Origin of the sequence: Streptomyces violaceus (assembly GCF_036014075.1) — a bacterium.
Classification (GTDB): Bacteria; Actinomycetota; Actinomycetes; order Streptomycetales; family Streptomycetaceae; genus Streptomyces; species Streptomyces violaceus.
This window is the reverse complement of record NZ_CP107911.1, coordinates 3,039,307-3,063,494: the sequence shown is the minus strand read 5'-3', so window position 1 is coordinate 3,063,494 and position 24,188 is coordinate 3,039,307. Positions and strand designations below refer to the sequence as shown.

At 71.3% G+C, this 24,188-nt stretch carries 23 protein-coding genes; 17 read left to right on the top strand and 6 right to left on the bottom strand.

The genetic code is table 11. The annotated features are described in order from the left end of the window. The first annotated feature begins 37 nt into the window (after positions 1-37). The 4 genes from OG542_RS13555 (at position 38) to OG542_RS13540 (ending at position 6,720) form a co-directional block, all read left to right on the top strand. Positions 38-3,574, top strand: coding sequence for an ATP-dependent DNA helicase (locus OG542_RS13555; protein WP_328410965.1), 3,537 nt, complete (start codon positions 38-40; stop codon positions 3,572-3,574). Positions 3,575-3,584: 10 nt separating this feature from the next. Further along, entirely contained in the window at positions 3,585-4,988 is a 1,404-nt protein-coding gene (locus OG542_RS13550; RefSeq protein WP_328410963.1) for a dipeptidase, read from the top strand. Between the two features lie 155 nt (positions 4,989-5,143). Then, complete coding sequence (gene nudC / locus OG542_RS13545) at positions 5,144-6,088, top strand: NAD(+) diphosphatase (RefSeq protein ID WP_261682575.1); 945 nt, start codon at positions 5,144-5,146, stop codon at positions 6,086-6,088. Beyond that, positions 6,085-6,720, top strand: a complete 636-nt coding sequence (locus OG542_RS13540; RefSeq protein WP_328410961.1) for a class I SAM-dependent methyltransferase — start codon at positions 6,085-6,087, stop codon at positions 6,718-6,720. The genes nudC and OG542_RS13540 overlap by 4 nt, the downstream gene beginning before the upstream one ends. A 53-nt stretch (positions 6,721-6,773) precedes the next feature. Here OG542_RS13540 and OG542_RS13535 read toward each other — a convergent pair whose 3' ends face one another. Continuing rightward, a complete protein-coding gene (locus OG542_RS13535) occupies positions 6,774-7,016 on the bottom strand; it encodes a mycoredoxin (protein ID WP_031132359.1) in 243 nt (80 codons plus the stop codon). Positions 7,017-7,200: 184 nt separating this feature from the next. On the opposite strand from OG542_RS13535, the gene OG542_RS13530 reads away from it, so the two are divergent. The 5 genes from OG542_RS13530 (at position 7,201) to OG542_RS13510 (ending at position 11,100) form a co-directional block, all read left to right on the top strand. Beyond that, a complete protein-coding gene (locus OG542_RS13530) occupies positions 7,201-9,396 on the top strand; it encodes an ATP-dependent DNA helicase UvrD2 (RefSeq protein WP_328410955.1) in 2,196 nt (731 codons plus the stop codon). Positions 9,397-9,560: 164 nt separating this feature from the next. After that, complete coding sequence (locus OG542_RS13525) at positions 9,561-9,887, top strand: hypothetical protein (RefSeq protein ID WP_328410953.1); 327 nt, start codon at positions 9,561-9,563, stop codon at positions 9,885-9,887. 171 nt (positions 9,888-10,058) lie between these two features. Continuing rightward, positions 10,059-10,427, top strand: a complete 369-nt coding sequence (locus tag OG542_RS13520; RefSeq protein ID WP_190049450.1) for a WhiB family transcriptional regulator — start codon at positions 10,059-10,061, stop codon at positions 10,425-10,427. Further along, on the top strand, positions 10,424-10,747 hold the full coding sequence (locus tag OG542_RS13515; RefSeq protein ID WP_261682577.1) for a hypothetical protein: 324 nt from the start codon (positions 10,424-10,426) through the stop codon (positions 10,745-10,747). Before OG542_RS13520 ends, OG542_RS13515 begins: the two co-directional genes overlap by 4 nt. A 134-nt stretch (positions 10,748-10,881) precedes the next feature. Beyond that, a complete protein-coding gene (locus OG542_RS13510; RefSeq protein ID WP_328410950.1) occupies positions 10,882-11,100 on the top strand; it encodes a hypothetical protein in 219 nt (72 codons plus the stop codon). Between the two features lie 38 nt (positions 11,101-11,138). Here the strand turns inward: OG542_RS13510 and OG542_RS13505 are convergent, their stop codons facing one another. Beyond that, positions 11,139-12,509, bottom strand: coding sequence for an ABC1 kinase family protein (locus tag OG542_RS13505; protein ID WP_311127634.1), 1,371 nt, complete (start codon positions 12,507-12,509; stop codon positions 11,139-11,141). Then, positions 12,502-13,716, bottom strand: coding sequence for a ThiF family adenylyltransferase (locus OG542_RS13500; protein ID WP_328410948.1), 1,215 nt, complete (start codon positions 13,714-13,716; stop codon positions 12,502-12,504). Before OG542_RS13500 ends, OG542_RS13505 begins: the two co-directional genes overlap by 8 nt. A gap of 270 nt (positions 13,717-13,986) precedes the next feature. Here OG542_RS13500 and OG542_RS13495 point away from each other — a divergent pair, with 270 nt between their 5' ends. From OG542_RS13495 to OG542_RS13480, 4 genes are all read left to right on the top strand, one after another. Beyond that, entirely contained in the window at positions 13,987-14,595 is a 609-nt protein-coding gene (locus OG542_RS13495; RefSeq protein ID WP_328410946.1) for a M48 metallopeptidase family protein, read from the top strand. A gap of 142 nt (positions 14,596-14,737) precedes the next feature. Then, entirely contained in the window at positions 14,738-16,453 is a 1,716-nt protein-coding gene (locus OG542_RS13490) for a TerD family protein (RefSeq protein ID WP_328410944.1), read from the top strand. 11 nt (positions 16,454-16,464) lie between these two features. Further along, positions 16,465-17,145, top strand: coding sequence for an AIM24 family protein (locus OG542_RS13485; RefSeq protein ID WP_020275068.1), 681 nt, complete (start codon positions 16,465-16,467; stop codon positions 17,143-17,145). A 16-nt stretch (positions 17,146-17,161) separates the two neighbouring features. After that, positions 17,162-17,917: an AIM24 family protein gene (locus OG542_RS13480; RefSeq protein ID WP_311127638.1), complete on the top strand. Its 756-nt coding sequence runs from the start codon at positions 17,162-17,164 to the stop codon at positions 17,915-17,917. 191 nt (positions 17,918-18,108) lie between these two features. Here OG542_RS13480 and OG542_RS13475 read toward each other — a convergent pair whose 3' ends face one another. Then, positions 18,109-18,636 (bottom strand): NUDIX hydrolase, encoded by a 528-nt coding sequence (locus OG542_RS13475; RefSeq protein ID WP_328410937.1) that lies wholly within the window; start codon positions 18,634-18,636, stop codon positions 18,109-18,111. Continuing rightward, positions 18,633-20,102, bottom strand: a complete 1,470-nt coding sequence (locus OG542_RS13470; RefSeq protein ID WP_328410935.1) for a zinc-dependent metalloprotease — start codon at positions 20,100-20,102, stop codon at positions 18,633-18,635. Before OG542_RS13470 ends, OG542_RS13475 begins: the two co-directional genes overlap by 4 nt. A 193-nt stretch (positions 20,103-20,295) precedes the next feature. Here OG542_RS13470 and OG542_RS13465 point away from each other — a divergent pair, with 193 nt between their 5' ends. The 4 genes from OG542_RS13465 (at position 20,296) to OG542_RS13450 (ending at position 23,458) form a co-directional block, all read left to right on the top strand. Next, positions 20,296-21,417, top strand: a complete 1,122-nt coding sequence (locus OG542_RS13465) for an SDR family oxidoreductase (RefSeq protein WP_261682899.1) — start codon at positions 20,296-20,298, stop codon at positions 21,415-21,417. A 107-nt stretch (positions 21,418-21,524) separates the two neighbouring features. Continuing rightward, entirely contained in the window at positions 21,525-21,986 is a 462-nt protein-coding gene (locus tag OG542_RS13460; protein WP_311127640.1) for a molybdenum cofactor biosynthesis protein MoaE, read from the top strand. Between the two features lie 114 nt (positions 21,987-22,100). Next, a complete protein-coding gene (locus OG542_RS13455; protein ID WP_184590666.1) occupies positions 22,101-22,265 on the top strand; it encodes a hypothetical protein in 165 nt (54 codons plus the stop codon). A 101-nt stretch (positions 22,266-22,366) separates the two neighbouring features. Then, complete coding sequence (locus tag OG542_RS13450; protein ID WP_328410932.1) at positions 22,367-23,458, top strand: YlbL family protein; 1,092 nt, start codon at positions 22,367-22,369, stop codon at positions 23,456-23,458. A 133-nt stretch (positions 23,459-23,591) separates the two neighbouring features. Here OG542_RS13450 and OG542_RS13445 read toward each other — a convergent pair whose 3' ends face one another. Continuing rightward, positions 23,592-24,134, bottom strand: a complete 543-nt coding sequence (locus OG542_RS13445) for a PPA1309 family protein (RefSeq protein WP_221298710.1) — start codon at positions 24,132-24,134, stop codon at positions 23,592-23,594. Between the last annotated feature and the right edge of the window lie 54 nt (positions 24,135-24,188).

Below are 24,188 nucleotides of genomic sequence, written 5' to 3'. Positions count from 1 at the left end.
CCGCCACTGTCAGTGGCCGCCACTAGCCTTCTTCGTTGTGCCAGCCCGTATCACCGATCCCGAACAGCTCAAGGAGCTTCTCGGCATCCCGTTCACCCCGGAGCAGACGGCCTGCATCACCGCGCCGCCCGCCCCGCAGGTGATCGTGGCCGGAGCAGGCTCGGGCAAGACGACGGTGATGGCGGCACGCGTGGTGTGGCTGGTCGGCACCGGCCAGGTCGCCCCCGAGCAGGTGCTCGGCCTCACCTTCACCAACAAGGCCGCCGCCGAACTCGCCGAGCGCGTCCGCAAGGCGCTGGTCAAGGCCGGCGTCACCGACCCTGACGCCATCGACCCGGACAACCCTCCGGGCGAGCCGGTGATCTCCACGTACCACGCCTTCGCGGGCCGTCTGCTGGCCGACCACGGTCTGCGCATCGGGCTCGAGCCCACGTCCCGGTTGCTCGCCGACGCGACCCGCTTCCAGCTCGCCGCGCGCGTCCTGCGAGAGGCCCCCGGGTCCTATCCGGCCCTGACCCGTTCCTTCCCGGACCTGGTCGGCGATCTCCTCGCCCTCGACGCCGAACTCGCCGAGCACCTCGTACGGCCGGAGGCGCTGCGCGCGTACGACGCCGAACTGCTGCTGACCCTGCGAGGCGTCAAGCTCAGCAACGCCGACCTGCGCAAGGTCCCCGACGCGGCCGCCGCCCGTCGTGAACTGGCCGAGCTGGTGACCCGCTACCGGGCCGCCAAGCGTGAGCGGGACCTGCTCGACTTCGGCGACCAGATCGCCCTGTCGGCCCGGCTCGCCGGGATCCCCGAAGTGGGCCGCGTCCTGCGCGACGAGTTCCGGGTGGTCCTGCTCGACGAGTACCAGGACACCTCGGTCGCCCAACGCGTCCTCCTGGCCGGCCTGTTCGGTGAGGGCACCGGCCATCCCGTCACCGCCGTCGGCGACCCCTGCCAGGCGATCTACGGCTGGCGCGGCGCCTCCGTCGCCAACCTCGACGACTTCCCCGAGCACTTCGCCCGCGCTGACGGCCGCCCCGCGACCCGCCAGGCGCTCAGCGAGAACCGCCGCAGCGGCGGCCGCCTCCTCTACCTCGCCAACGGCCTCGCGGAGCCCCTGCGCGACCTGCACGCGGGCGTGGAGGCACTTCGCCCCGCCCCCGGGGCCGAACGCGACGGCATCGTGCGCTGCGCTCTGCTGCGCACCCATGCCGAGGAGATCGACTGGGCCGCCGACTCCGTCGCGCACCTCGTGAGGACCGGGACGGCACCCGGCGAGATCGCGGTCCTGTGCCGCACGGCGACCGATTTCTCCGAGATCCAGGGCGCGCTGGTGGCCCGCGACATCCCGGTCGAGGTCGTCGGCCTGTCCGGGCTGCTGCACCTGCCCGAGATCGCCGATCTCGTCGCCGTGTGCGAGGTCCTCCAGGACCCCGGCGCCAACGCCTCCCTGGTGCGCCTGCTGACCGGCCCGCGCTGGCGCATCGGCCCGCGTGACCTCGCCCTGCTGGGGCGGCGCGCCCGGCTTCTCGTGACCCATACGCGCGTGGAGGGCGACGACGACCCGGACCGCCGCCTCGCCGAGGCCGTCGAGGGCGTCGACCCGGCCGAGGTGATCTCCCTCGCGGACGCCCTCGACACCTTCCTGGAGACGCCGCTGGACGGCCGCGGGGACGACGACGGGCTGCCCTTCTCGCCCGACGCGCGCGTGCGCTTCGCCCGCCTGGCCACCGAGCTGCGCGACCTGCGCCGCTCCCTGTCCGACCCCCTGATGGACGTCCTGCACCGTGTACTCGCCGTAACCGGCCTGGAGGTGGAGCTGTCGGCGTCCCCGCACGCCCTGGCAGCCCGCCGCCGCGAGACACTCTCCAACTTCCTGGACGTCGCCGCCTCCTTCGCCGCCGGCGACAACGAGGCCAGTCTGCTCGCCTTCCTCGGCTTCCTGCGCACCGCCGCCCAGTACGAGAAGGGCCTCGACAACGCCCTCCCCGGCGGCGAGAACACCGTCAAGGTGCTCACCGCCCACAAGTCCAAGGGCCTGGAATGGGACGTCGTGGTCGTACCCGGTCTGGTCACCGGCACCTTCCCCAGCAGCCAGGGCCGCGAGAAGTGGACCTCCCAGGGCAAGGTCCTGCCGCACGAGCTGCGCGGCGACGCCGACACCCTCCCCGACATCACCTCCTGGGACGCCAGGGGCCTCAAGGCCTTCCACGAGGCCATGAAGGACCATCAGCACACCGAGGAACTCCGCCTCGGCTACGTCACCTTCACCCGCCCCCGCTCCCTGCTCCTGGGCTCCGGCCACTGGTGGGGACCCACCCAGAAGAAGCGCCGCGGACCCTCCGCGTTCCTCCAGGCCCTCTACGAGCACTGCGCGGCCGGGTACGGCGAGATCGAGGCCTGGGCGGACGAACCCGCCGAGGACGAGGAGAACCCGGCCCTGCACCAGGCCACCGCCGACCAGGTGTGGCCCCTGCCCCTGGACGAGGCGGCCCTGGCCCGCCGCCGCGCCGCCGCCGAGACCGTCCTGGCCCACCTGGAGGACCTCGCGTCCCACGAGGACGGGCACCCGGCGGCCGTGCACGACCCGGACGCGTCCGACGACCCGGACTGGCCACCGCCCCCCGAGGACGACGAGCCTCCGTATGACGAGCCGGACCCGTTCGACTTCGACGAAGCCCCCTTTCACGAAGCCCCCTTTCACGAAGCGCCCTTCCACGAAGGCCCCTCCCACGAAGCCCCCTTCGCAGCAGAGGCGGCGGACGGGGACGCCATGCCGGCGGACGGCCCCACGGTCCCCCGCCAGGCTGGGCCGCCGGAACCCCCGGACCCACACCGGCACCGCAGACCGCACCTCACCCCGGAGGAAGCCCGCACCATCGCCTCCTGGGACCGCGACCTCGACGCCCTCACCGGCGAGCTTCTGCGCGCCCGCGACAGCGTCACCGAGGTCCCCCTGCCCACCTCCCTCACGGCCTCCCAGCTGCTGCTCCTGGCCGCCGACCCGGACGGCCTCGCCCAGGAGCTGGCCCGCCCCCTGCCCCGCCCGCCCCAGCCCGCCGCCCGCCGCGGCACCCGCTTCCACGCCTGGGTCGAGGCCCGCTTCGAAGAGCTGACGCTGCCCCTGCTGGAGCCGGATGAGCTGCCCGGCAGCGAAGCGGAGATCGCCGACGACCGGGACCTGGAGGCCCTCAAGGACGCCTTCGAGCAGACCGAGTACGCGCACCGCACGCCCTACCGGGTGGAGGCCCCCTTCCAGCTCTCGCTCGCCGGCCGCGTCATACGGGGCCGCATCGACGCCGTCTACAAGGAGGGCGACGGCGAGGGCACGACGTACGAGATCGTCGACTGGAAGACCAACCGCTCACGCACCGCGGACCCCCTCCAGCTCGCCGTCTACCGACTGGCCTGGGCCGAGCAGCAGGGCGTACCCGCGGAGTCCGTCACGGCCGCGTTCCTGTACGTGCGCAGCGGCGAGGTCGTCCGCCCCGACGACCTGCCGGACCGCGCGGCGCTGGAGCGGCTGCTGAGCGAGGAGCCGCCCGGTGAGGAACCGCACTCCGAGGACGTCAGTGCGGGCCGATAGGCTCGTGACCATGAGCCAGACCCCGGACAGCGTCGTCCGTACGTACATCCAGCAGCATCGCGACGCCTTCCTCGACGACCTCGCCGAGTGGCTGCGCATCCCGTCGGTGTCCGCCCAGCCGGACCACGCGCCCGACGTACGACGCAGCGCCGACTGGCTCGCCGCCGAACTGAAGGAGACCGGGTTCCCGACGGCCGAGGTCTGGCAGACCCCCGGCGCGCCCGCCGTCTTCGCCGAGTGGCCCTCCGACGACCCGCAGGCCCCCACGGTGCTGGTCTACGGCCACCACGACGTGCAGCCCGCCGCCCGGGAGGACGGCTGGGACAGCGACCCCTTCGAGCCCGTCGTCCGCGAGAACCGTCTCTACGCGCGCGGGGCGGCCGACGACAAGGGCCAGGTGTTCTTCCACACCCTCGGCGTCCGCGCCCACCTCGCCGCCACCGGCCGCACCACCCCGGCCGTGCATCTGAAGCTGCTGATCGAGGGCGAGGAGGAGTCCGGCTCGCCCCACTTCAGGACCCTCGTCGAGCAGCACGCCGAGCGGCTCGCCGCCGACGCCGTGATCGTCTCCGACACCGGCATGTGGTCCGAGGACACTCCCACGGTGTGCACCGGCATGCGCGGCCTTGCCGAGTGCGAGATACGGCTGCACGGCCCCGACCAGGACATCCACTCCGGCTCGTTCGGCGGCGCGGTGCCCAACCCGGCGACGGCCGCCGCCCGCCTGGTCGCCGCCCTGCACGACGAGCACGCGCGCGTGGCGATCCCGGGCTTCTACGACGGCGTGGTCGAGCTCACCGACCGCGAACGTGAGATCTTCGCCGAACTGCCCTTCGACGAGTCGCAGTGGCTGCGCGCGGCCAAGTCCCACGCCACCCAGGGGGAGGCCGGGTACACCACCCTGGAGCGCGTCTGGGCCCGCCCCACCGCGGAGGTCAACGGCATCGGCGGCGGCTACCAGGGCCCCGGCAGCAAGACGATCGTTCCGTCGTCCGCCACGGTGAAGCTGTCCTTCCGGCTGGTGGCGGGCCAGGACCCCGACCATGTGGAGAAGGCCGTCCGCGCCTGGGCCGAGCAGCAGGTGCCCGCCGGGATCCGCTGCGAGATCACGTTCAGCGGGGCCACGCGCCCGTGCCTGACCCCGCTGGACCACCCGGCCCTCCAGTCGGTCGCCCGCGCCATGGGCCGGGCCTTCGAAAAGCCGGTCCGCTTCACCCGCGAGGGCGGCTCCGGACCGGCGGCGGACCTCCAGGACGTCCTCGGCGCTCCGGTGCTGTTCCTCGGCATCTCCGTCCCGTCCGACGGCTGGCACGCCCCGAACGAGAAAGTCGAACTCGACCTGCTCCTCAAGGGCGTCGAGACCACCGCGTACCTGTGGGGCGACCTCGCCGAGAACTGGCGCCATGCACCCTGAGCGCCCTGCGCCGCCCGGACCGGCCGCGCGCGAGGGGCACACTGGAAGGGCCGCCCCGCACCGCCCGAGCCCACCGGACCCGGTCGCCTCCCGCCGTACGTCCCGCTGATCAGTCCGCCGAACCCGACCGTTCCACCGGGGAGTTTGAAGTACCAGTGACCACCTGGACCGACCAGAACGCCGACCGACCCATCTCGCTCACCGCCCCGGGCGGCATCGACCGCGCCGCGCACCACCGGCTCGACGAGGCCTGGCTGGCGGCGGCGTGGAGCCACCCCTCGACGCGCTGTTTCGTGGTCTCCGGCGGCCAGGTCCTCATCGACGAGACGGCGGACGGGCGCACCGAACTCGTCATGACCCCCTCCTTCGAGGCCCCCCTCACCGAGGCACACCGCTACTTCCTCGGCATCGACGAGGACGGCGTCAGCTACTTCGCCCTCCAGAAGGACTCCCTGCCCGGGCGTATGGACCAGTCCGCGCGCCCGGCGGGCCTGCGCGAGGCAGGCCTGCTCCTGTCGGCCCGTGACGTGAGCCTGATGGTGCACGCGGTGGGCCTGGAGAACTGGCAGCGCACGCACCGTTTCTGCTCGCGCTGCGGCGAGCGCACCGTCATCGCCGCGGCCGGCCACATCCGCCGCTGCCAGGCCTGCGGCGCCGAGCACTATCCCCGCACGGACCCCGCCGTGATCATGGCCGTGACCGACGAGGACGACCGCATCCTGCTCGGCCGCCAGGTCCACTGGCCCGAGGGCCGCTTCTCGACGCTCGCCGGCTTCGTCGAGCCCGGTGAGTCCATCGAGCAGTCGGTGCGCCGCGAGGTCCACGAGGAGGTCGGCATCACCGTCGGCCCGGTCGAGTACGTCGCCAGCCAGCCCTGGCCCTTCCCGTCCAGCCTCATGCTGGGCTTCATGGCCCGTGCCACCTCGACCGAGATCGAGGTCGACGGTGATGAGATCCACGAGGCCCGCTGGTTCTCCCGCGACGAACTGCGCGCCGCCTTCGAGTCCGGCGAGGTGCTCCCGCCGTACGGCATCTCGATCGCGGCCCGCCTGATCGAGCTCTGGTACGGCAAGCCGCTCCCTATGAGGAGCGTGGCTTGACGGAGCCCGGCCAGGTGACGGACCCGTACTGGAACCACAACGTCCATCACCACCCCGCGGTGCTCGCCGCCGTACCGGACGGCTGCGGCAGGGCTCTGGACGCCGGCTGCGGCGACGGCCTGCTCACCCGCAAGCTCGCGGCCCGGGCGGCATCCGTCACGGGCGTGGACCGCTCGCCGGAGATGATCAAGCTCGCCCGCGGGCACGACCACGTGCCGGGCAACGTCACGTATCTGGAGACGGGCTACCTCGCCGACGGTTCCCTGCCCGAGGGCGCGTACGACTTCGTCAGCGCGGTCGCCGTGGTCCACCACGCGCCGTTCGAGGAGGCGGTCACCCGCCTCGCCCGGCTCACCGCACCCGGCGGCCGTCTGGTGATCGTCGGCATGGCCGCCAACCGGACGGTCCTGGACTGGGTCATCAGCGCGTGCGGCCTGCCCGCGAGCCGGCTGCACGCCAGTCGGCACGGCGGCAAGCGGGGCCCGGCCGGCATGCCCATGGAAGACGCGCACATGTCCTGGGCGGAGATCCGGAAGGGGGCCCACCGGTTGCTGCCCGGATGCGACGTCCGCCGCACGCTGCTGTGGCGCTACGTCGTGGTGTGGGACAAACCACGAGAAGGCGGTTCCTGAGCCGCCTCAGGAACCGCCTTCCCCGCACAACCGCGCGGCGCCTAAGTGCCGACCTACGCGCCGACCTTCTGCTTCACCTGAGCCAGCGACGGGTTGGTGAGTGTGGAGCCGTCCGGGAACAGAACGGTGGGCACCGTCTGGTTTCCGCCATTCGCCTTCTCCACGAATGCGGCGGATTCCGGGTCCTGCTCGATGTTGATCTCGGTGTACGCGATGCCCTCGCGGTCCATCTGGCTTTTCAGCCGGCGGCAGTAGCCGCACCACGTGGTGCTGTACATCGTCACAGTGCCCAGCATGTCTCTCGTGCTCCTTCGGTGGCTCGGGGGCGGGTGGTCGCAGAGGTGGAACGTACGCGAAGGGGCCACCATTCCCAGGGGCCGGGACCCGCCGGACGTGACGCCTGCCGCATTAGTACGACTATCGGGGCCCGCCTGTGGACAACCAGCACGGCCGTCTCCCGCGACCTGGCAGCATGGCTGTGTGACAGCAGCAACGCACTCCACCCTGTTCCCGCAGGTACCGGACTCGGCCGACGCGGTGCTCGACGGGCTCGACCCCGAGCAGCGCGAGGTGGCCACCGCCCTGCACGGTCCGGTGTGCGTCCTGGCGGGCGCGGGCACGGGCAAGACCCGGGCGATCACCCACCGCATCGCCTACGGGGTACGCGCAGGCGTCCTCCACCCCTCCAGCGTGCTCGCCGTCACCTTCACCAACCGCGCCGCCGGAGAGATGCGCGGCCGGCTGCGGCAACTCGGCGCCGCAGGCGTCCAGGCCCGCACCTTCCACTCGGCGGCCCTGCGTCAGCTTCAGTACTTCTGGCCGAAAGCGATCGGCGGCTCCATGCCCCGGCTCGTCGATCGCAAGATCCAGCTCGTCGCCGACGCGGCCGCCGCCTGCCGCATCCGGCTCGACCGGGGCGAGCTGCGGGACGTCACCGCCGAGATCGAGTGGTCCAAGGTCACCCAGACCGTCCCCGCCGACTACGCGCCCGCCGTCGCCAAGTCGGGCCGCGAGGCCCCTCGCGACCCCGCGGAGATCGCCCAGCTCTACGCCGCCTACGAGGACGTCAAGCGCGAGCGCTCCGTCATCGACTTCGAGGACGTGCTGCTGCTGACCGTGGCCGTCCTCCAGGACCGGCACGACATCGCCGAACAGGTCCGCGCCCAGTACCAGCACTTCGTGGTCGACGAGTACCAGGACGTCAGCCCCCTCCAGCAGCGCCTGCTGGAACTGTGGCTCGGCGAACGGGACAGCCTGTGCGTGGTCGGAGACGCCAGCCAGACGATCTATTCGTTCACGGGAGCGACTCCAGACCATCTGCTCGATTTCCGCACCCGCCACCCCGGCGCCACGGTCGTCAAGCTGGTCCGCGACTACCGCTCCACGCCCCAGGTCGTCCATCTCGCCAACGGCCTGCTCGCCCAGGCCAGTGGCCGCGCGGCCGACCACCGCCTGGAGCTCGTCTCGCAACGTGCGCCGGGGCCCGAGCCGGCCTACACGGAGTACACCGACGAGCCCGCCGAGGCGGAGGGCGCGGCCCGCCGCATCCGTGAACTCGTCGACGCGGGGGTCCCGGCCGCCGAGATCGCCATCCTGTTCCGGACGAACGCGCAGTCCGAGACCTACGAACAGGCCCTCGCCGACGCCGGGGTGCCCTACCAGCTGCGCGGCGCCGAGCGCTTCTTCGACCGCCCGGAGGTGCGCAAGGCGGGCATCGCCCTGCGCGGCGCGGCCCGCTTTGGCGGCAACGACTCCCTGCTGGACGACGTTGTCGACCTGCCCTCGCAGGTGCGCGCCGTGCTGTCGGGCGAGGGCTGGACACCGCAGCCACCGGCCGGCTCCGGCGCAGTGAGAGAGCGCTGGGAGTCCCTGGCCGCCCTGGTGAACCTCGCCCAGGACTTCGCCGCCGCCAAACCCGGCGCCACCCTGGCGGACCTCGTCGCCGAGCTCGACGAACGGGCGAACGCCCAGCACGCCCCGACCGTGCAGGGAGTCACCCTCGCCTCCCTGCACTCGGCCAAGGGCCTGGAGTGGGACGTCGTCTTCCTGGTGGGCGTCGCCGAGGGCATGATGCCGATCACCTACGCAAAGACCGACGAACAGATCGAGGAGGAGCGCCGCCTGCTGTACGTCGGCGTCACCCGCGCGCGGGAACACCTCCATGTCTCCTGGTCCCTCTCCCGCTCACCCGGCGGCCGCCCCAACCGCCGCCCCAGCCGTTTCCTCGACGGGCTGCGCCCCGGTTCGACGGCCACCAAGGGCCGTACAACCGGCGGTGCAGCGGGCGGCATCGAGCGCGGAATCCCCGGAACCAGGGGCTCCGCCCCGAGACGAGTGCAGCGAACCCCCGCCCGCTGCCGCGTCTGCGGCCGCACGCTGACCGACGCGGGCGAGATGAAGCTGATGCGCTGCGACGACTGCCCCTCCGACATGAACGAGGGCCTCTACGAGCGGCTCCGCGAGTGGCGCGCCGACCAGGCGCGCAGCAGTGGTCAGCCCGCCTTCTGCGTCTTCACCGACCGGACACTGGTGGCGATCGCCGAGACCGCGCCCGACGATGAGCACGAGCTGGCACGCATCCCCGGTGTCGGGATGCGCAAGCTCACCCGCTACGGAGCCGATGTCCTGGCCATCTGCGCAGGCCAGTACGCCGGAGGGGACACAGATCAGGACTGACGCCAACTCGTCGAAAAAATAGTTTGCGCATGCCCCAGCAATCCCCATAGGTTCTTAGGCACGAGAGCAGCGGCCTTCTCGAAGGCCCTTGTTCCGTGTTGTACTTGCATATCCGTCGGACTGGTTCACCCAGTCCCCCGAGACGCCGAGAGGAGGCGAGTCCAGTGATCAGCATCAACACCAGCTCCATCAGCACCGTGAAAATGACCGATCGCTCGGCCGTCTCCACGTGCATGCTCGGCGTTTCGAACCTGGGCACCGGTCTGTCCGGCATTCGTGCCGTCCGTCCGGCGTCCTCCTTCCTTGCTCCCGCGGGCCTTCCCGTCCGTGAGCGCAATGAGCGACCGACCAAGGCACTGGAAGCAGCAGTAAAGGCGCAGGCGCGGGCCTATGCCTTTACGGCGACCGGTGCCGGATTCCGGAAGCAGACGACGCAGCACCACCAGATGTGGGCCTTCCGTGGGCCAGAACCCTGGAGTGATCCAGCCTGATCTGATCAGGCCGGCGCCTTCAGGGCCGCGGAACCCCATCCGGGATCCGCGGCCCTTCTGTTTGTCCCTGAACAGGGACGACGGATCGAAGGAGCCTCGGGACAAGAAAAGAACCCGGTACCAGCCGCCCCCGGCCAACAGGCCGGAACGACCAGACGAGGAAGACCAACCGTGCAACTCGAAGCGCACGCCCCGTCCGTACCGCCTTCCGACACGATCCCCAAGCCCGGCCCCACGGAGGACTCCGCCTTGACCCCGCTCACCGCGCTCACCGCGCTCGACGACGCCATCGAGAACCTCGGCGTACCCGTCCCGTGCCGCTCCTACGACCCGGAGGTCTTCTTCGCCGAGTCGCCGGCGGACGTGGAGTACGCCAAGTCCCTCTGCCGCACCTGCCCGCTGGTCGAGGCCTGCCTCGCAGGCGCCAAGGAGCGGCGTGAGCCCTGGGGCGTCTGGGGTGGCGAGCTGTTCGTGCAGGGTGTCGTCGTCGCCCGGAAGCGGCCGCGTGGCCGCCCGCGCAAGAACCCGGTCACGGCATGAACACCGCAGGAACGATCGACCGTCCTCTCACGCACGACCCCCAGAAGCAGGCCCCGATGAAGCCGTCCACCCACGAGCCCGCAGGCTCCGCGACTCAAGACCTCACCCCGCACGGCGCGAGGGACTCGCGTCAGAACAGGACCCGAGAGATGCAACTCATTCCAGAAGCCATGGCTCGTGCACATATGCACGAGCGACTGCAGGAGGCGGAGCGGGACCGCCGGGCCGCGCGCCTGGTGGCCGCCCGCCGGATGCAGCGCAAGGCGGAGCGCGCCTCACGGCGTGCCCGCCGGGCGCTCGCCATGGCGGTCATGCAGTAACCGATACCACCTGAGCGGTGGCCTGCCGGAACGGGAGGCCGAGCTCACCCCGGGGGGCCGGTCCGTGCGAACGGACCGGCCCCCGCGGTGCGTTGTGTCCGCGAAGCCGCCGGGCACGGAGATATCGTCGGCGCGTGACGAGTCCTCCCGGAGGAAACGACGAGGGCGGTTCCGCCGCGGAGCCCGGACGCCCCGGACGCCTCGTGTGCGCACGCTGCGGCACCTCGGCCGAAGCCCCGCAGCTCACCTGGACCTGCTCCGTGGAGCAGGGCGCTCGCCGGGACTTCTGCGAGATCTGCTCCCGGGAGAACCTCAGGTCGATCGAGGGGCGGCTGGACTCCGACTGGTGGTAGAGCGCGGGCAGCGGATCACTCGTGGTACCCGCCGGGGCTCATGCCTCCGCCGCCGCCTCCTCGCCGTCCGCCGGGTCCTCCGGGACGAACCCCGGCAGCCACTCCTCCAACTCCTCGCGCAGACGCACCGCCGCCCCCAGCTGGCACAGCACCCCGATCGTGCTCAGGGTCACCCGGTGGATCAGCAGATACGAAGGGGGCAGGTTGAGCTGCTTGGCCAGCTGGTAGGCGGGGGAGCGGGGGTCGGCGACGCGGGCCGCCTGGCTGCGCATCCAGCCGCGGGTGAAGGTGAACTCCTCGACCTGGGCCGGCTCGATGATCGGCAGCAGGTAGTCCAGAACCGCGTCGGGATCGAGCTCTATGGTCTCCTTGACGAACCCCTCCGCGCACAGAAGCTCGTAGACCGCCTCGGCCTCTCCGTCGAGGGTCATCCGCAGGGACTCGCCGATGGTGGCCGGCAGACCACCCGGGAGACGGTCGACCGTGCCGAAGTCCAGGACACCCAGGCGCCAGTCGTCCTCGCCCTCCGGGCCGCCGGGCAGAAGCCGGAAGTTGCCCGGGTGCGGATCGGCGTGCAGCAGGCCGGTGCGGGCGGGGCCGGAGAACAGGAAACGCGCCAGGAGCTGGCCGGCGCGGTCACGCTGCTCCTGGGTGCCGTCCGCGATGATCTCCGACATCGGGATGCCGTCGATCCACTCGGTGACCAGGACCTGGTCGGACTGGTGCACCACCTGCGGTACGACGACGTCGGGGTCGTCCGTGAACTCCTCCGCGTGGGCCTGCTGGGCCTGCGCCTCCAGGTCGTAGTCCAGCTCCTCCGAGACGCGGTCCTTCAGTTCCGCGAGCAGCGGCTTGATGTCCATCCCGGGGATCAGCGGACCGAGCAGACGGGAGAAGCGGCTCAGCTGGTTCAGATCGGACAGCAGGGCCTCGCCGGCACCCGGGTACTGCACCTTGACCGCCACCTCACGGCCGTCGTGCCACACCCCTCGGTGCACCTGGCCGATCGAGGCCGCCGCGGCGGGCTTGTCCTCGAACTCCAGGAACAGCTCCTGCCAGCCCTCGCCGAGCCGCTCCTCGAGCACCGCGTGCACGGTGCGCGTCGGCATCGGCGGCGCCGCCTCCTGGAGCTTCGTCAGTGCCGCCCGGTACGGGCCGGCCACCTCCTCGGGCAGTGCCGACTCGAAGACGGACAGGGCCTGGCCGAACTTCATCGCGCCACCCTTGAGCTCGCCGAGCACCTTGAAAAGCTGCTCCGCCGTGCGCTGTTGGAGCTCGCGGCCGACCAGCTCCGCGGACTCGCCGACGATCCGCTTGCCGAATCCCCAGGTGGCCCGCCCGGCGATGCCGAGCGGAAGTGCGGCGAGCTTGGCGGTCCGGGTGACCGCCTTCCGGGGAAGATCAGACATGCGCCCTCCAAGTCCCAGCCGGCCGCTCCGCCTCTGCCTCACGGCACTGCTCCGACGGCCGTTGCACCGCCATTGTCTCGTGTGACTGCTCTTCCTCCGAAAGGCGCTCCCCCTTTTCTCTCTCCGTCGCAGCGCACGGGCACGCCGGATGCGCCCAGATCGGCCGAGCATGCCAGTGGAGACCAGGGACGGACACCTCCCAGCGTGCCCCCGCGCTCGACGGAACCCGGCCGTCGAGGAAAGCGAGCGCGTGGGCGGCCGCCAGTCCGGCCACGGTCGTGGCGAGTGCCAGGTCGCAGGGCGGCACCTGTCGCTGCCTGCCGGAACGCCACTGGGCGACCAGGCGCGGCCAGGTCGGGTCCCGGTCGGTGCGGCTGTTGTGCAGACAGCCCGCGCAGCCCGTCTCCCCGGGCAGGACAAGAGGGCCGACCATGCCGGTCCCCTCCACGACACCGGCGTACAGATGGGGTGTCCCGGCGGACATCAGCGATTCGGCGGCGGACGGGTCCGGCGCGTACACGGCCACATCGTCCCGCGGGGCGACGATCACCAGCGAGAAACCGGGGTCGCCTTCCTCCGGGGTCGCCTGCGCTGTCGCGGGGCGCGGCGGCCGGTCCGGTGCCGCCCGGCGTACGGCACGTCGGGCCGCCTCGTCGCGGCGGTCGCCGACGGCATCGGCGGGCAGACCGCCCGGCGCGACATCCCACGGTTCCACTCGTCCGAGGTCGCGCACATCGACCTGGCCGACGCCGGCCCCGGCCAGCAGCGAGGCCAGCACGGCGCCGACCCGGCCCGCACCCCGCACCTGAACGCGTTGCGCGCGCCGGGCGGCCAGCTGCCTGATCGCGTCGCCGGGGGCGGAGGTGGTCAAAGAAAGGGAGGCCAGGTCGGGGCGCAGCCGGTCGAGAACCTCCTTCTTCCGGCGCAGGGCGTCGGCGGCCGGTCCGCCGCCCCGCGCGTCGTCCAGGAGCCCGGCTCCCGAGAGCCGCCGCACCAGCCCGTCGACATGACCGTCGGGCAGATCCATACGGCGTCCCTCCTCGCGCAGCAGCTCCAGCCCCCGCGTGCCGTTCAGCAGGTCGAGGAAACTGCCCGTCGCCAGGTCCATCGGGCCGAGCGTCATCGCATGCGCCGGTGTCATTCCGAACTGCACCGTGTTGAGGTCACGCCAGCCGCGCCTGAGCGCGGGTTTCACCATCGGATGCATGACAGGCCCCCGTTTGCCATAGATCGTCCCCGTGTGCCGGTCGAGTGTGGGAGCAGCCCGAGACTGGCCGTCAGGCCCTCTCCCGGCCCTGGACCGAACCCGCCCATCGCTTCGCCGACAAGAGCCAGCATGCCCAAACCCGCCGCCGGCTGCCGAAAGTTGTCCACAGGCACGGGCATTCGTCGTACAAATCCGGCGGCCGGTGGGGGCATCGGCACCGAACCGTCCCGGAGCCGGGACTTCCCCGTGTGCAGCGGGTAACGTCGGGGCGTGCCCGCCGACCCACTGCACCGCGCCGGAAAGCCACAGCGCAGCACGACGAGCCAGCCGCCGAGCGGCTCGAGGGCGAGCGCGATCGAGGTCCGCAGAAGCACCCGCCGACGCCGAACGGTCTCCGCGTACCGCGAGGGCGATCGCACCGTTGTGCTCATCCCCGCCCGGATGTCCGAGGCGGAGGAGCAGCGCTGGGTGACCGTCATGCTCGACAAGCTGGCCGCTCAGGAGAGCAAGCGGACCCTCGGCGACACCGAGCTGGCCGAGCGGGCCCGGCGTCTTTCGGACCAGTACTTCGGCGGGCGGGCCCGGCCCGATTCGGTGCGTTGGGTGACCAACCAGAACACGCGCTGGGGATCCTGCACCCCGTCCGAGGGCAGCATCCGCCTGTCGCACCGCCTGCAGGGCATGCCCGAGTACGTCGTCGACTACGTCCTCGTCCACGAACTCGCCCATCTGCTCGTCCCCGGACACGGTCCCCGCTTCTGGGAGCTGCTGGAGGCCTATCCGCGGACGGAGCGGGCCCGGGGTTACCTCGAAGGCGTGGTCGCCGCCGAGCGGTTGCCGCACGTGCCCGGTGCGCGGGGTGAACGCCCCACGGGGTGAGTGACCGCTTTGCACGAACGAGCAGCCGATACGGCCCCGCGCGGGTTCTGTACCGGGTCTGTACCGACTTCGTCCGGTGTCCGATTTTGCCGTTAGCCTGGCGCGACGCAATCACGTTCTGGATGGGGGACGGTCGTTACGCATGGCCAGGGAATTCCAACGCGGCCACAAGGCCAGGATCAGTGACCTCACCGCGGGCACGGATCTGTACGTAGGCGTGCAGATCTCGGGCCCCGGACTGAGCTTCGACATCAGCTGTTTCGGCCTCGACGCCGACGAACGGCTCTCGGACGACCGCTACTTCGTCTTCTTCAACCAGCCGAAGTCCCCCGAGGAATCCCTTCAGCTCCTGGGCGCCCAGGCGGGCGACACGGAGTCCTTCCGGGTGACGCTCGACCGGATCCCGCCGCAGATCCAGAAGCTGTCCTTCACGGCGACGATCGACGGCTCCGGACAGATGTCGCAGATCGCCCCCGGGTACATCCGCATCGTCGCGGGCGGCGAGGAGGTGGCCCGCTACTCCTTCAACGGCTCGGAGTTCTCCACCGAACGGGCCGTGATGCTGGGCGACTTCTACCTCAAGGACGTCTGGCGGTTCGCCGCCGTCGGGCAGGGCTTCGACGGCGGTCTCGACGCGCTGCTGAAGAACTTCGGCGGCGAGGTGGCCGAGGAGGAGGAAGCGCCCGCGCCTGCCCCGCAGCAGCCGCAGACCGGCGCCGCCCCGGGCTTCGCCCCGCCCGCGTTCGGCGTCCCGGGCGGCACTCCGGAACCGGCCCCTGCCCCCGCACCGGCAGCGCCTCCGGCCCCCGCTCCCGCGCCGCCGCCCGCTCCCGAGCCCGCCGCGCAGGGCTTCGCGCCGCCTCCGGCGCCCGGAGTGCATGGCGCCCCGACCGTCGTCGCGCCCATGAACACCCCGCCCGGCGGCTCCCCGGTGCCACCCCCAGCCCCGGCGCCCGCGCCCTACGGGCAGCCGGGCCAGCAGCCGCCGCCGTACGGCCAGGTCCCAGGCCAGACAGCCCCGCTGCCTCCCGGCTACGGCCAGCCCCAGGCGCCCCAAGCACCCCAGGCTCCGGCCCCGCCCCCCGGTTACGGCCAGCCCACCCCACGCCCGGGCTACGGACAGCAGCCGCCGTTCGGACAGGCTCCCTACGGTGCCCCGCAGCAGGGTGCCGCCCCGCAGGCCCCCGCTCCCCAGGGCGCCGGTGTGTCCGCCGCGCTCCAGCAGTTCAAGGAGACCCCCACAGGGCAGCGCTGGACGCAGCAGAACAAGAAGCTCGTCCGCGTCGACCTCGGCATCGGCGGACATCCTGTACTGGCCCGGCAGGGCAGCATGGTGCTCTACCAGGGCAAGGTCGACTTCAGCTACAAGGGCGCGGGCTTCGCCGGCCGGATCGTGGGCAACGCGACCGGCCAGGAGATGCAGCTGATGCGCTGTACGGGCCAGGGCCAGGTGTTCCTCGCCGAGAACTCGACCATGCTGCACCCCATCGAGCTCCAGGGCGACGCCGTCTGCGTCTCCGCCGAGAACGTCCTCGCCTTCGACGAGAGCCTCACCTACGAGGTCCGCCGCATCGAGGGACACGGCATCCCCGGAGGCGCGCTGTTCACGATGCAGTTCCAGGGGACCGGCACGATCGTAGTGAAGACGCACGGCACACCCGTGGTGCTGCCCGTCACGCCCACCACGTTCGCCGACTGCAACGCCGTGGTCGCCTGGTCCGCCGCCGCCCAGGTGGTCGTCTCCAGCCAGGTGCGGATGCGCCGCAACGCCTATCCCGGTGACACCGGGGAGAGCGTGAACCTCCAGTTCCGGGCAGCGCCCGGCAACTTCATCGTCGTCCAGCCGTACGAGGTCTGAGGGAGCCCGTCATGACACAGCAGCTCGCGGGCCACGCTCCCGCACCTGTCACCGCCCGCATGGAGAACCACGGCAATCACATGCTGAAGGTCGCCATGCAGACCGGGAACGACCTCCTCGCGCGCGTGGGGTCGATGGTCGCCTACGAAGGGTTCGTGCAGTACGAGCCCAACCCGCCGGCCGTGCGCCAGATCGCCAAGGACTGGATGACCGGCGAGGGCGCGCCCCTGATGAAGTGCTCCGGCGACGGTCTGCTCTACCTCTCCGACTACGGAGCGAACGTCGTCGTCATCAACCTCAACGGCGACGGCATCTCCGTCAACGCCACCAACCTGCTCGCCTTCGACGCACACCTCACGTGGGGCGTCGAGCGGGTGAAGGGCCTGGCGAAGTTCGCCGGGCAGGGCCTGTGGAACACCAAGATCTCCGGGCAGGGCTGGGTCGCGCTGACCTCCCGGGGCAAGCCGATCGTCGTCGACTGCGGAGGCGGCGAGGACGAGACGTACGTCGACCCCGACGCGCTCGTCGCCTGGTCCCCGAACCTCAAGGTCAAGGGCAAGCGCAGCTTCAGGGCACAGTCACTGATCGGCCGCGGCAGCGGCGAGGCCTACCAGATGGCCTTCTCCGGTCAGGGCATCGTCGTCGTCCAGCCCAGCGAGGACAGCACCGACCGCCTGCGGGTCCGGGGCTGAGGGGGAGCAACACGCCATGCAGAGCCCGATTTTCGCCTACAACGAGCAGCAGACCCAGGACCGCTGGAGCCTGCAGAACAAGCAGATGCTGCGCGTCACCCTGGAGGGCCACGACGACATCCTGGCCCGCAAGGGCACCATGGTCGCCTACCAGGGCCTCGTCGAGTTCGACGCCGAGTACCAGGGCAACGACCAGTCACGCGCGCGTGCGCACACCGGTGAGGGACTCGACCTGATGCGCTGCCACGGGCAGGGCACGGTCTACCTCGCCAACCTCAAGCAGCACGTCCATGTCATGGAGGTGGAGCAGGACGGCCTCACCGTCGACAGCAGCTACGTGCTGGCGATGGACTCCTCCCTGCACCACGAGGTCATCGCCGTCGACAGCCTGTACGGCATCTCCGGCTCCGGGAAGTACCAGCTCAACATCACCGGCCGGGGCAAGATCGCCCTGATGACCTCGGGCATGCCGCTGCTGATGCAGGTGACCCCCGACAAGTACGTCAACTGCGACGCCGACGCGATCGTCGCCTGGTCGACGAGCCTGCGCGTGCAGATGCAGGCCCAGACGCACTCCTCCGGGGTCTGGCGGCGCCGCGGCAACACCGGCGAGGGCTGGGAGCTCAGCTTCATGGGCACCGGTTACGCGCTCGTCCAGCCCAGCGAGCTGCTGCCACCGCAGAACGCCCAGGTCGGCTCGGGCCTCTCCGCGCAGTACGGCATGGGCCAGCAGGGAGCACGCGGGCAGAACCAGGGCAACGTCTGGAGCTGATCGCTCCGCGGGTTGGGCCGACGGGCTCCCGGTGCTACGGGCCGGTTGCCGGCTGCAGGCCGTGTGTGGCTGGTCGCGCCCACGCGGCGGAGCCGCACATCGATACAGCCCCGCGCCCCTGAAGGGGCGCAGCCCGCAGTCAGGCCCGAATGTAAGGGGCGGCCGCCTCAGCGGTCGCCCCTTACACCTGCTCAGACCGTGAGCCTCGCGCGCGTGGCCTCCAGCAGGCGTACGACCGACTCGTCGGCCACGTCCGCGACCTCGTCGTACGCGAACCAGCGCACGTCGAGGGACTCGTCGCTGACCGCGTGCGCGGCGTCCGGGGGTGCCACGACCGCGTACTGGACGTCGAAGTGGCAGTGGCACGGCGGCGGGATCGGGTGCCGGTCCAGGCGGACCGGGCCGCCGGGCAGCAGCGAGAGCCCCGAGACGCCGGACTCCTCCGTCGCCTCGCGCAGGGCCGCGGCGGCCAGGGAGGAGTCGCCCGGTTCGCAGTGACCGCCCATCTGAAGCCACATCTGCAGCTTCCTGTGCAAGGTCAGCAGCACCCGGCCGCCGTCGGGGTCGATCACCAGGGCGCTCGCCGTGATGTGACCCGCCTGGCACGGCTTCCACAGGCCGTCCGGGTGCTCCGCCAGATGGTCCAGGTAGGCCTGGCGCAGGTCCGTCTGGTCCTCGTACCCCTTCAGCACGAGGACCGCGTCGTCGTACAGGCTCACCCGGCGTCGTCGCCCTTGCCGTCGTCCTCTTCCTCGGCCTTGTCCTCAGCCTTGTCCTTCTTCCTGAGGTCGGGCTTGTCCGCCGCCTCGCCGAGCATCTTGTCCAGCTCGGAGAAGTCGATCTGCTCGCGGTGCACGAACCCGTCCGGGTCGTCCAGGTCGGTCGCCGTCGGCAGCATGTCCGGGTGGGCCCACAGACCGTCCCGGCCGTCGACACCGCGCGCGTCCGTGAGCGAGGCCCACAGACGGGAGGCATCGCGCAGGCGGCGCGGACGCAGCTCCAGACCGATCAGGGTGGCGAACGTCTGCTCGGCCGGGCCGCCCGAGGCGCGGCGGCGGCGCAGCGTCTCGCGCAGGGCGTCGGCGGACGACAGACGGGGTTTCGCGGCGGCATGGACCACCGCGTCCACCCAGCCCTCGACGAGCGCCAGAGCCGTCTCCAGACGCGCCAGCGCGGCCTTCTGCTCGGGCGTGTCCTCCGGCTGGAACATGCCCTGCTGAAGGGCCTCCTGCATCTGCTCGGGGTTCTGCGGGTCGAACTGGCCGACCACGTCCTCGAGCTTGGCCGTGTCGACCTTGATCCCGCGGGCATAGCCGTCGACCGCGCCGAACAGATGCGAGCGCAGCCACGGCACGTGCGCGAAGAGGCGCTGGTGGGCGGCCTCGCGCAGGGCGAGATACAGCCGCACCTCCTCCTGCGGGACGCTCAGGTCCTTGCCGAACGTCTCGACGTTCACCGGCAGCAGCGCGGCCTTGCCGGCCGGGCCGAGCGGCAGGCCGATGTCGGACGAGCCGACGACCTCGCCCGCGAGCACGCCGACGGCCTGCCCGATCTGCGTGCCGAACATGGCGCCGCCCATCGAGCGCATCATGCCGATCAGCGGGCCGGCCATGGCCTGCATCTCCTCCGGCAGGACGTCGCCCATGGCGGTGCCCACGCGCTCGGCGACCGGGTCGACGAGTTCCTTCCAGGCGGGCAGGGTCGCCTCGACCCATTCCGCGCGGCTCCAGGCCACCGCGGAGGCGGCGCCGGACGGCAGGGACGTGGCGTCGTCGAGCCAGAGGTCGGCCAGGCGGACGGCCTCCTCGACGGCCTTGAGGTCGGCGGGGCCGACACTCGTGTCCTTGGCGCCGTCAGGGCTGCCCTGGGAGACCGTCTGGCGGGCGATCTGCTTGGCCATGTCCCAGTTCACCGGGCCGCCCTCGTAGGAGAGCATCTGGCCCAGCTGCTGGAACGCGGCGCCCAGGTCGTTGGGGTTCAGGGAACCGAACATGGCAGCGAACGGATTGTCCGCACCGGGGCCACCAGGGCCGCCGCCAAAGCCTCCGGCTCCTGGCAGGCCGCCGAAACCGAACGGATTGGCCGGTCCCTGACCACCACCGCTCTCCTGGTCCTTCTTCTTGCCCTCGTCGCCGTCGTCCGGCTCCTCCGGCGGAAGGCCGAATCCGAATGGGGTGTCACTCACGGGATTCCTCGGCTTGTAGGGCCGCCGGTTCTTTCCGGCGGCACGGCTGCCCGACATCACCACCCAGCGTAGACACCTTGGGGCGGATCGGGCCTCGGTGCTTCGCCGACTGACGGCCTGCGGCAGGATGGATGCCACCTGGTACGCACGCTTCACTCGTGCTCGTACTGAAGACAACCGCTGGAGACGCCCGGTGAGTTCCCCAGATCCGCAGGTTCGCGCAGCGCGAAACCAGTCAACCAGTTCCGCGAGTCCCGCGGCGCGCGGCCCCGTCGTCGCGGTCACCGGCGCCGCGTACGGCATCGGAGCGCTGCTCACCGAGCAGCTCGCCGCGTCCGACGAGGTCAGGCAGGTCATCGCCATCGACGAGCGGCGAGGCGAGTGCGCGGCGGCGCAGTGGCACATCCTGGACGTACGGGACCCTGCCATCGCGGACAAGCTCCGCGGCGCCGACGTCGTGGTGCACCTGGCGCTGGATCTCGACCTGGAGACGGACGCGGCCGCCCGGACGGCCTACAACGTACGGGGGACGCAGACCGTCCTGACGGCGGCCGCGGCGGCCGGAGTGCACAGGGTCGTGCTGTGCACCTCGGCGATGGTCTACGGGGCGCTGCCGGAGAACGAGCTGCCGCTGTCCGAGGACGCTGAGCTGAGGGCCACGGCGGAGGCGACGGGCGTCGGCGACCTGCTGGAGATCGAGCGGCTGGCGCGGCGGGCCCCGCGGGCGCATCCGGGGCTCAATGTCACCGTGGTCCGGCCCGCCGTGCTGGTGGGAGGCACGGACACCGCGCTGACCAGGTACTTCGAGTCTCCTCGACTGCTCGTCGTCGCCGGGTCGAGGCCCGCGTGGCAGTTCTGCCACGTCGAGGACCTGTGCAGCGCGCTCGAGTACGCCGTCCTGGAGAAGGTCGACGGGGAACTGGCCGTCGGCTGCGACGGGTGGCTTGAGCAGGAGGAGGTCGAGGAGCTCAGCGGCATCCGGCGGATGGAGCTGCCGTCGGCGGTCGCCCTGGGCGCGGCGGCGCGACTGCACCGGATCGGGCTCACGCCGTCTCCCGCGGGGGACCTGGCGTACACGATGTACCCCTGGGTGGTGAGCGGGAGCCGCCTGCACGACTCCGGGTGGCGCCCGCAGTACACCAACGAGGAGGTGCTGGCCGAGCTCCTGGAGGAGGTCTCCGGCCGGCACACGGTGGTGGGGCGGCGACTGGGCCGCAAGGACGCGACGGCCGCGGGCGCCGCGGGCGCGACGGTGGCGCTGCTGGGTGCGGCCGCGGTGGTACGACGGGCACGCAAGGCCCGGCGGCGGATCTGAGAGACACCCCTGTAGAAGGACACCTGTAGGAGGCTCCAACGCGTGCGCGCGCGTGCCGGTCGATAGGTCCATTCCGCGTTGTCAGTCGCGTGCGGCACGATAGAGGCATGGCATCCACGAGTGATCACCCAGGTGAGCAGGGAGCACAGGATCCGGTCAAGCTGATCGGGATCCGGGACACGGCCCTCTCCCTGGACGAGGTGTTCCGGGCCGTCGGGGACGACGCGGCCGGCGGCACCGCGCTCTTCGTGGGGACCGTCCGGAACCACGACGCGGGTGCCGATGTCGCGGAACTCGGGTATTCCTGCCATCCGAGCGCCGAGGCCGAGATGCGGCGGATCGCCGAGAAGGTCGTCGCCGAGTTCCCCGTGCGGGCGCTGGCGGCCGTGCACCGGGTGGGGGACCTCCGGGTCGGAGACCTCGCCGTGGTCGTCGCCGTCTCGTGTCCGCATCGGGGAGAGGCCTTCGAGGCCTGCCGGAAGCTGATCGACGACCTGAAGCACGAAGTGCCCATCTGGAAGCATCAGAAGTTCTCCGACGGCACCGAGGAATGGGTCGGTGCCTGCTGATTTCGGGACCGCCTTCCGGTTGCGTAACCGCACCCCTGGCGTGAGCGTTGTCACTGCGGATGGTTAATCTGCTGATCAGTCAGTTGCGGACGCTCAATGGGGTTGGAGGTCGGCATGGCGGCTCTCGCCTGGTTGCTGATTCCGCTTGTGGCTGCCATCGGCGCGGGGCTCTGGGGCAGTTGGGCCAACCGGACTCGTAAGGCCCGCGGCGACGGCCCGGAACTCACCGGATACGCCCGCTTTCGCGAGGCCATGGAGAAGCCCGGGCCGGGTAGCTGAAGGCCAAGAAACAGCAGGTCACAGACGGTATAGCCCACAGGGCCGCCCCGGACGGGCGGCCCTGACGGTGCGCTGACAGGCCCGTCCCGTACTGTCGAGTCATGCCACGCCGCACCGCGACGATGCTCGCCTCCACCCTGATGCTGATCGCGCTCCTGTGCGCGGGAGTGTTCATCCCCGTGCCGTACGCGGAGATGTCCCCGGGGCCGACGGTGAACACGCTCGGCGATCATGACGGCGAGCCGGTGCTGCAGATCTCGGGGCGCAAGACGTATGCGGCCACTGGCCACCTGAACATGACCACGGTCCGGGTCACGAGCGCCGACTACCGGATGAACCTGGTCGAAGCCGTCTACGGCTGGCTCGCGCACGACAACAAGGTCGTGCCGCGCGAGACGCTCTACCCGGACGGCAAGACCGAGGAGCAGTCGACCCAGGAGAACGCCGAGGAGTTCAGCCAGTCCCAGGAGAGCGCCAAGGTCGCCGCCCTGAAGGAACTCGACGTTCCGGTGAAGTCGTGGGTGATCGTCTCGACGGTCGTCAAGGGGTCCCCGGCCGAGGGCAAGCTGCACGCCGGTGATGTGATCAAGGCCGTCGACGGTACGACGGTCAAGGAGCCGGCCGACGTCGCGAAGCTCGTCACCCAGCACAAGCCGGGCCAGGACGTCCGCTTCACGATCGTGCCGGCCAGGGAGCAGGCCGCCGCGGAGAAGGAGAAGCGGACGCCGACGAAGACGCAGGACATCACCATCACCACGACGAGCTCGGACGACAACGGCGAGAAGCGCGCCATCGTGGGGATCTCGGCGGGGACCGACCACACGTTCCCGTTCACCGTCGACATCAAGCTGGCCGACGTCGGCGGGCCGAGCGCCGGTCTGATGTTCGCGCTCGGCATCTACGACAAGCTCACGCCGGGCCATCTGACGGGGGGCAAGTTCGTGGCCGGCACCGGCACGATCGACGACGCCGGCAAGGTCGGTCCGATCGGCGGCATCGAGATGAAGACCGTGGGTGCCCGGGCCAAGGGCGCGCAGTACTTCCTGACGCCCGCGGACAACTGCGCCGCCGCCGCCAAGGACACCCCCGACGGCCTCACCCTCATCAAGGTGGACACCATCCAGGACGCCCTCGGCGCCCTCAAGGACCTCCGCAGCGGCGACACCGCGGATCTGCCGAAGTGCGGCAAGTAGTCCGCGGGGCCGAGGACGGGCCGGGGCAGGGCGACAGGCGCGGCTGAGGGGACCCGCGGGGCCGGTGGGCCCGGGCCCCAGGAGACCGGCAAGCCCCCTCACATCGCCCCCCTCACCCCACGGTCCTCCCGCTCTACTCGGCGAACGTCGCCGCCAGCGCCTCCGCCAGTCCCGGGACCAGGTCGGAGCCGGTGAGGACCTCCGTGGCGGAGTCCTTCTCGCGCAGGCGCAGGGCCGACTCGCGGGCGCCGTCGCGCAGGACCGCGACCGTCATCCGGACCTCCTGGCGGTCCGGGTGGTCCGCCACCCACTTCGTGAGCGCGGCCTGGCTCAAGCCCTGCGGAACCTGGGCCTCCGCGGACGGCGGCAGCATCAGACGCTCCACGGCGAGGGCGCAGCCGACCACCGCGTCGGGCCAGGCGATGGTGGCGAGGAACTCGTCGAGCGGCTTGCCCGTTGGAACCTCGTCCTGCTCGATCGGGGTGAGGCCGGAGTTCTCCGACTCGTCCCCGAGACCGAGCCGGTCGGCGAGCGAGGGTTGTTCGGCCCGCAGCCGTGCGGTGTCGACGAGGGCGAAAAGGCGGGCGGGCTGGTCCCAGCCGAGGCCGGAGACGTACTCGTCGATCTCGAGAACGGCCCGGGTGAGAGGGTTCGCAGCCATGGGAGTGTTGGACATGGTCACAATCCTGCCTCGTTCCTGGCCGGAATCGGGAACCGAGTAAACGGTGAG

Excerpts from the sequence above, each read along its gene's own strand:
- OG542_RS13550 (WP_328410963.1), top strand. The coding sequence starts at position 3,585 with ATGAGCCAGACCCCGGACAGCGTCGTCCGTACGTACATCCAGCAGCAT.
- OG542_RS13535 (WP_031132359.1), bottom strand. The coding sequence starts at position 7,016 with ATGCTGGGCACTGTGACGATGTACAGCACCACGTGGTGCGGCTACTGC.
- OG542_RS13515 (WP_261682577.1), top strand. The coding sequence starts at position 10,424 with ATGAACACCGCAGGAACGATCGACCGTCCTCTCACGCACGACCCCCAG.
- OG542_RS13505 (WP_311127634.1), bottom strand. The coding sequence starts at position 12,509 with ATGTCTGATCTTCCCCGGAAGGCGGTCACCCGGACCGCCAAGCTCGCC.
- OG542_RS13500 (WP_328410948.1), bottom strand. The coding sequence starts at position 13,716 with ATGCATCCGATGGTGAAACCCGCGCTCAGGCGCGGCTGGCGTGACCTC.
- OG542_RS13490 (WP_328410944.1), top strand. The coding sequence starts at position 14,738 with ATGGCCAGGGAATTCCAACGCGGCCACAAGGCCAGGATCAGTGACCTC.
- OG542_RS13485 (WP_020275068.1), top strand. The coding sequence starts at position 16,465 with ATGACACAGCAGCTCGCGGGCCACGCTCCCGCACCTGTCACCGCCCGC.
- OG542_RS13480 (WP_311127638.1), top strand. The coding sequence starts at position 17,162 with ATGCAGAGCCCGATTTTCGCCTACAACGAGCAGCAGACCCAGGACCGC.
- OG542_RS13460 (WP_311127640.1), top strand. The coding sequence starts at position 21,525 with ATGGCATCCACGAGTGATCACCCAGGTGAGCAGGGAGCACAGGATCCG.
- OG542_RS13455 (WP_184590666.1), top strand. The coding sequence starts at position 22,101 with ATGGCGGCTCTCGCCTGGTTGCTGATTCCGCTTGTGGCTGCCATCGGC.
- OG542_RS13450 (WP_328410932.1), top strand. The coding sequence starts at position 22,367 with ATGCCACGCCGCACCGCGACGATGCTCGCCTCCACCCTGATGCTGATC.
- OG542_RS13445 (WP_221298710.1), bottom strand. The coding sequence starts at position 24,134 with ATGTCCAACACTCCCATGGCTGCGAACCCTCTCACCCGGGCCGTTCTC.